The organism is Paramagnetospirillum sp. (genome assembly GCF_058402745.1).
The window spans coordinates 139,650-146,477 of sequence record NZ_JBZVFI010000014.1; the positions used below are offsets into that span (position 1 = coordinate 139,650).

Consider the following 6,828-nt stretch of genomic DNA (forward strand, 5'->3'; position numbering starts at 1 on the left):
GGCGGGTCAAGGTCCCGGCCAGCCGGGCAGCCCGGTCAGGGCGGGCTGGCGGGCCAGGCGGGGCCAGTTCTCCACCCAGCAGCAATCGTGCCCGAAGCCGGGGTGCTCGATCATCCGCGCCGCCTTGGCCCCGTCCATTCGGGCGAGAAACGAGCGGACCACGTAGGGCGGCACCACGGCGTCGCGCTCGCCCACCAGATGAACCTGGGGAAGAGCGGCCAGGGCGCCGGCCCGCGACACCGGGTCTTCCGATCCCCACAGCGGCGTCAGCCCCTCGCGGCGGGTCCATTCGCCGAGATCGAGGTTGGCGGCGACGGTGACCAGGGCGGAAACGTCGGTCCGGCCGGCGGCCACCAGGGCGGCCAGGGCGCCGCCGCCGGAATACCCCACCAGGACCAGATGGCTGGCCCCGGTAAGGTGCTTCAGCCGGGAAAGGGCCTCGTCGGTGGCCTGGACGACCACCGGGGCCAGACGGTGGCTGGTCCAGTATCGAGGGGAACAGTCCCGCGTCATGCCGTACTGGCAGGGCCGGGCGAGATACGCCGCCCGCCCGCCCGGATGGGCCAGGGCCAGACGCAGGGCATAGGGCTCGGTGGGGGTGGGGTCGGGGGAAACCGCGCCGTTGACGAGGAACGCCAGCCCGTCGCCTTCGAGATAGACCACCAGGGTCCGGGCGCCCCGCGCCGCCGGACCGAGGGCGGAGGCCATGGAGAAGGCTCCGCCGTCCAGGGGCAGGTACTGCCAGCCGGCGTCGCGGGTCATAGCGGCGGCCTTCTGCTGCCTCGGCAAGAAGTATGTGCCGCACCCGGCCAGGGCCAGGGCGGAAAAGGCCAGTGCGGCCAAAACCGCCCATCTTTCAAGGCTTTTCCGCGTGACGTCGCCCACCGTCCATGTCCTCCCGCCCGGCCGCCTTCGAATTGCATCGCGATGGCCGGCGATGCACATTCCCTGGAATGGATTGCGAAGGGCGACAAGGGAAGGGCCATGGAAGATTACGGTGGAGACAGGGTCAAGGCGTTTCTGGCGGGGGACGGGCTGGCCCGCTTTTTCGTCGATCATGCCGATCTGCATGCCGCCTGCCTGATCCGCGCCGCGCGGCGCCACGGCCTCGGGGACGGTGCCCTGACGGCCTTCACCGATCCCGACGGGCGGGTCTGGCTGTGCCTGGGGCTGGACGACAAGACCGCCTATTTCAGCATAGGGCGGCTCCATGTCGGCCCGCCGGGGGCGGGGCTGGACCAGTGCCGGCACATCAACGGCAGCCTGAAGTCGGTCATCGACGACAAGCAGGCCTCCAAGGAGCTGTTCGCCATCCTCGGCTTTCCGGTTCCCGAGGGGCGCCGCTTCCAGTCGGGGGACGAAGAGGAGGCGATCGCCCATTGCCACGCCCTGGGGGCTCCCCTGTGCATCAAGGCCAACCGGATGGGCCGGGGCACCAATGTGTTCCCCGCCCTGACCGGCGAGGCCCAGTGGCGGAGGGCCTTCTCCATCGCCGCCAAGCGGTCGCGCAGCATCCTGGTGGAGCGGCACTGGGCCGGGGCCGCCATTCGCTTCCACTTCATCCACCCGCGGGTGGTGGGAGTCCGGATGGACCTGCCCGCCAATGTCGACGGTGACGGCGTGTCCACCCTGGCCGAACTGATCGCCGCCAAGAACGTCGAGAAGGCCCGGCGCACCGGACATGCCCCCATCGCCATCGACGACGACCTGATGGACCATATGGCGCGCCAGGGTATCGCTCTCGACCACGTGCCCGAGGCGGGCCGGCGCCTCTTCCTGCGCTCGGTGTCCAACGGCTACAAGGGAGGCGACGGCATCAACTGCCGCGATACGCTGCACCCCAGCTACATTCGGGAGATGGAGCGCCTGTGCAACGGGCTGGTGGGCCTGCGGGTCACCGCCGTGGACACCAAGATCCTCGACCCCACGGTTCCCGCCACCCGGGACAATTACGCGGTGCTGGAGGCCAACAGCAATCCCGGCATGGTTCCCTTTCATTTCCCCTGGGTCGGCGAGCCGCAGCCGGTGGCCGACGCTCTGTTCGAGGGGCTGCTGCGGCCGGATTGGGCGGCGCCCGACCAAGCGGTCGCCTGATGGCGCCGGATTCCTGCCTGTCCGGTTTCGAGGCGGATTCCATGGCGATGGATTTCGCCCGCCACGACGACCTGCAACTGGCCATCCTGTGCCAGGCGGCCCGTGCCGCCGGATACCCCGTCCATCGCCTGTTCCTGGAGCCGGAGGACGTATGGGCGTGGCGGGGATGGTGGCTGCGGATCGATCTGCCCCGGGCCGTCGCCTACTGTCAGCGGGGAAGGATTCTCGTCGGCCCGCCCGGGGCGCCCTACGACCGATGCCGTTTCATCAACGCCGCCTGCCGGCCGATGACCATCGACAAGATGGCCAGCAAGATCGTGCTGGGCGTTCTCGGGGTGCCCACCCCCGAGGGCAAGGCCTTCGACCATGGGGATCTGGAGGCGGCCCACGACTACGCCCTGTCCCGCCGCCGCCCGGTCTGCGTCAAGCCCGTCGACGGCAGCCTGGGCGACGGCGTGTTTCCCAACCTGTCCGAACCGCCGCTCATTCGCTCGGCGTTGGAGCGTCTGGCCCAGCGGCAGCGGCGAATCCTGGTGGAGGACCACATTCCAGGCGAAGCCGCCCGCTTCTTCTTCATCCATCCCCGGGTGGTGGGTATCCGTTTCGACCGCCCGGCCAATGTCGAGGGTGACGGCGTATCGACCATCGCGCGATTGCTGCGGGACAAGAACCGGATCAAGCGGCGGCGGACCGGGCAGAAGGCGGTGCGCATCGGCGCCGATGAAATGCGGGTTCTCGCCGCCCAGGGGCTGCAGCCGGAGAGCATTCCCGAGCGTGGCCGGCGGGTTCGTCTCCGCGAGGCGTCCAATGCCAGCCTGGGAGGCGACAGCCTGGTCGCCCCCGAGGGCCTGCACCCGGGCTATGCCGGGGAAATCGAACGCCTTTGCCTCGCCCTTCCCGGCCTGCGGATCGTCGCGGTGGACACGGTCATCCGCCAGCCTTCGCTGCCGCCGTCGCCGGAGGGCTACGATGTGCTCGAACTGAATGCCAATCCGGGAATGGTGCAGTTCCGTTTTCCCTGGGAGGGGCCGCCCCTCGACCTGGGGCCGCTGATCATCCAATCCCTGGCGGCGGTGGACGGGACGTCCCATGGTCGATGACATCCGCTTCCGCCTGCTGACCCATGCGGTCACCATCGCCGGCGCCGATCTTCCGGTCCGGCGGGCGCTGCGCTTCCTCGTCCAGGACGCGGAGCAGGCGGGTTCTCCCATCGCCCAGGCCCGCTACCGGGTCGAGGCGACGGCCGGCGGACGATATCCGGTGGCCCTGAACGGCGAGCCGGTCGGAGTGGCGCTCGAACCCGATGGCGTGCTCGATCTGGTCTACGCCTCCCTCCACGAGGCGGTGCACCATGCGCTGCCGCCGCACCTGCGGATTCACGCCGGCATGGCCACCCTCGGGGGGCGCCGCGTCCTGTTCGTCGGGCGCAAGGGAGCCGGCAAGACGACCCTGATGCTGCAATTGCTGCAGGACGGCGCCGAGGTTCATGGCGACGAAATGGTCATGGTCTCGCGGGATCTGGTCGCCACGCCGCTGCCGCGCCGCTTTCACGTCCGGCCGGGAACCTTTCCCCTGGTGCCGGGCCTGGCGTCCTGCCTGCCGGACTTGCCGGTCCAGTCCGATGCCAAGGGGCATGTCGTCCACGCCCTGTCGCCCACCGATCTCGGCCGGCCCTGGCGCATCGTCCCTGCGCCGGTGGACGCCATTGTCTTCATTCGGCCGGCTCATGGGCGGGAAACGTCCATGGTTCCCCTCGACACCGTACGGGCGGCACGACGCCTGTCGCGCCAGACGACCTATCCCGACCGCTCTGCCGAATGGATCGGCGCGAAATTACATCTTGTCCATGGCTCGAGAAACTACCTCCTGTATAATGGCTGTCCTCAAGCTTCATCAAGATTGATCGGTAATATTTTTGGTGGTCTTCTTCCTCCGGAGAATACTCGAAATGAGCGATGAAAAAGTACTGGACCGAATCGATCCCAAGCGACGCAAGTTCATGAAGCGGGTGGTGATCGGGACAGCCTTTGCGGTTCCCGCCATGGTTTCTTTCGACATGGACTCCCTTAGTGTTCATGTGGGCTCCAACGCTTATGCCGTGGGGTCCGCCCCGGGTGGCGGCGAGGGCTGAGGCCGATGTCGCCGTGTCCTCCCCGCAAGCGCGAGGGTCTGGAGATCGCCGAGGCGGCCGGGGGCTTCGTCGTCCATGACACCGAGCGCGGACGGGTCCATTATCTCAATCACACCGCGGCGCTGATCTACGAATTGTGCGACGGCGAGACCCCGGTCGAGGAGATCACCCAATTGCTTGGCGAGGCTTACGGGCCGCAGCCCTCGCTGGGAGAGCAGGTGCAACTCTATGTCGATCGTCTCCGAGCCGAACGCCTGGTCACCTGACGCTCCGGTCATCAGCCTGCGGCATGTGGGCAAGAGTTTTCCCGCCAGCCGCAAGGGCGGCGGCGGGGTGAAGGCCGCCGTCTATTCCTGGCTGGCGGGGCGGGCGGAAGCCGATACCCGCCGCCACGAGGTCCTCGAGGACATCTCCCTCGACATCGCGCCGGGCGAGTCGGTGGGCGTGTTCGGCCCCAACGGCAGCGGCAAGACGACGCTGCTGGCCCTGATCGCCGGCGTTGCCCGGCCGTCCCGGGGCAGTGTCCGGGTCCGGGGCCGGATCGTTCCGCTGCTGAAGCTGGGAGCGGGCTTTCATCCCGACCTGACGGGCCGCGACAACGTCCATCTCAACGGGGTGCTGCTCGGACTGGGCCGGCGGACGGTATCGGAGCGTTTCGCCTCCATCGTCCAGTTCGCCGGCCTGGAAGAGTACATGGACGAGCCCGTCTACACCTATTCCTCGGGCATGGTGGCCCGGCTGGGGTTTTCCGTCGCCGTCCACGCCGATCCCGACATCATCCTGCTGGACGAGACGCTGGCGGTGGGCGACGTGGACTTCCGCCGCCGGTGCCAGGACAGGCTGCGCCGTCTCAATGCCGACGGAGTCACCCTGGTCATGGTCAGCAACACGGTCGAGGACATCGTGGCCAATTGCCGCCGGATGGTCGCCCTGAGCCGGCACCGCATCGCCCATGACGGCCCGCCGGCCGAGGTGTTCGCGTCCCTGGGACTGGCCCCGGCCGCGACCGGGACGCTTCCGCCATGACCGGGCTGGCCCGGGCCGCCAGGCTGGCCGAGATGGGGGTGGCCATCACCGCGTCGCAGGTCAAGATCCGCTACAAGAACTCGTGGCTGGGCTATCTGTGGTCGCTGGGCCATCCCCTGGGGATGACCCTGGTCTTCGCCTTTGCCTTTCACGTGGTGCTGCCGCTGCACCGCCCGGACATCGTCGCCTTCCTGGTCACCGGCCTGTTCGCCTGGCATTGGGCGGCCAATTCGGTGACGGCGGGCACCAGGGCCTTCACCGGCAACCGCGACCTGATCAAGAAGGTGGTGTTCCCCCACTGGCTGATGGCGGCGGGACAGGTGCTGCAGGACGGCTGGCAGTTCGCCGCCTCGCTGCCGGTGGTGGCGCTGATCCTCGTCCTCGACGGCATCCATCCGGCGTGGACATGGCTGCCGGGTCTCCCCCTGCTGTTCCTGGTCCAGGTGATCCTGCTGCTCGGCATGACGCTGCTGGCCGGCAGCCTGAACATGGTCCTGCGCGACATGGAGCATCTGGTCCCCGGCACGTCAGCGAGTGGCAGAGGCGCCTAATGCCACGCCGAATGAAATGCCCGTCGAGGACGCGACGACGGACCCTTTGATCACGCTCCACCACCCCATCACGAGCGGGCTGCAGCGCAGCACCACGTGAAGGGCGAGGCGAAGAACCAGGGTCATCCCCGGGGATGGCCCCCACGACCACAGAAAGACCACACGATTCTTGTAGCGGATCTTAACCTGACGGATGCACCCCATCTCGGCCCGGGGGGGACGCGAACACCTCGCCGCGCGTGATAGGCGATGCGGTGCCGGCTCAGGCTGTCCGGGCCCACGATGTCCTCGACCGTGTTGCTGCCCTGGCGGGTTCCGTTTGAGACGGCGCCTGTGGCACCGGCGGAATCCCGTCGCCCCGCCCAGTATGTCGGAGGCGTGGACGGGAGTACCAGTGTACTCTCCAGGCCGGCGAACTGGAAGATGGAGGCGAAACGCTCCGATACCGGCCGGAGAACGCTCCAGCAGCGGAACGATCCGGCCCCGGACCCGGACGCCCCGGGGACGGCCAGGCGATTCGGTGTTCGGCCGCTCGCCGTTGCAGGGACACCGCCCACCAACGCCCGATGTGGAGATGTCCTCAAGGACCTCGTGGCGGCGGGTATCGGCTTCCGCCCGCCGAGCGACGGCGGCCTTCACCCCGCGCCGCCCTTGCGGCTGGCGGAAACTCTTTCCCACATGCCGCAGGCTGACCGTCGTGACCAGGCTCGGAGACGAGGGTTGCACCTGCCTCCCGAGGCTGCGGCCCGTAGGCCAAGCAACTGTGTATCTTCGACCGTGCGCCGTCGCACAATTCGTAGTCAGCGCGGCGTGTGGTCGAGATAATGGACCCCGTTCCGCCGGCTGCGTGTCCGGACGACGAACCCCCGGCAATCTCCAGACCCTCGCGCTTGCGGGGAGGACACGGCGACATCGGCCTCAGCCCTCACCGCCACCCCGCATAAGCGTTGGAGCCGGCATGATCTCGAAAGAAAACCGTGGCGGAGCGCAAAGGCTGTCCCGATCACCACCCGCTTCATGAACTTG

8 protein-coding genes are annotated in these 6,828 nt (G+C 68.4%); 7 read left to right on the forward strand and 1 reads right to left on the reverse strand.

Annotated elements, in window-relative coordinates; all coding sequences use genetic code 11:
• Positions 1-6: 6 nt before the first annotated feature.
• Positions 7-762 carry an alpha/beta hydrolase gene (locus ACV4UZ_RS11930; RefSeq protein WP_491601040.1) on the reverse strand — a complete coding sequence of 252 codons (756 nt, stop codon included), beginning with the start codon at positions 760-762 and terminating at the stop codon, positions 7-9.
• Between the two features lie 165 nt (positions 763-927).
• On the opposite strand from ACV4UZ_RS11930, the gene ACV4UZ_RS11935 reads away from it, so the two are divergent.
• Genes ACV4UZ_RS11935 through ACV4UZ_RS11965 form a run of 7 tightly spaced genes read left to right on the forward strand, consistent with a single transcriptional unit; the run spans position 928 to position 5,802 of the window.
• Positions 928-2,094: a hypothetical protein gene (locus ACV4UZ_RS11935; protein ID WP_491601041.1), complete on the forward strand. Its 1,167-nt coding sequence runs from the start codon at positions 928-930 to the stop codon at positions 2,092-2,094.
• Positions 2,094-3,194, forward strand: coding sequence for a hypothetical protein (locus ACV4UZ_RS11940; RefSeq protein ID WP_491601042.1), 1,101 nt, complete (start codon positions 2,094-2,096; stop codon positions 3,192-3,194). The genes ACV4UZ_RS11935 and ACV4UZ_RS11940 overlap by 1 nt, the downstream gene beginning before the upstream one ends.
• On the forward strand, positions 3,184-4,053 hold the full coding sequence (locus ACV4UZ_RS11945) for a hypothetical protein (protein WP_491601043.1): 870 nt from the start codon (positions 3,184-3,186) through the stop codon (positions 4,051-4,053). The genes ACV4UZ_RS11940 and ACV4UZ_RS11945 overlap by 11 nt, the downstream gene beginning before the upstream one ends.
• Positions 4,043-4,225, forward strand: a complete 183-nt coding sequence (locus ACV4UZ_RS11950; RefSeq protein WP_491601044.1) for a hypothetical protein — start codon at positions 4,043-4,045, stop codon at positions 4,223-4,225. Before ACV4UZ_RS11945 ends, ACV4UZ_RS11950 begins: the two co-directional genes overlap by 11 nt.
• 5 nt (positions 4,226-4,230) lie before the next feature.
• Positions 4,231-4,491 carry a PqqD family protein gene (locus ACV4UZ_RS11955; RefSeq protein WP_491601045.1) on the forward strand — a complete coding sequence of 87 codons (261 nt, stop codon included), beginning with the start codon at positions 4,231-4,233 and terminating at the stop codon, positions 4,489-4,491.
• Positions 4,454-5,251, forward strand: a complete 798-nt coding sequence (locus ACV4UZ_RS11960; RefSeq protein ID WP_491601046.1) for an ABC transporter ATP-binding protein — start codon at positions 4,454-4,456, stop codon at positions 5,249-5,251. Before ACV4UZ_RS11955 ends, ACV4UZ_RS11960 begins: the two co-directional genes overlap by 38 nt.
• Positions 5,248-5,802, forward strand: a complete 555-nt coding sequence (locus ACV4UZ_RS11965) for an ABC transporter permease (protein ID WP_491601047.1) — start codon at positions 5,248-5,250, stop codon at positions 5,800-5,802. Before ACV4UZ_RS11960 ends, ACV4UZ_RS11965 begins: the two co-directional genes overlap by 4 nt.
• Positions 5,803-6,828: the final 1,026 nt, after the last annotated feature.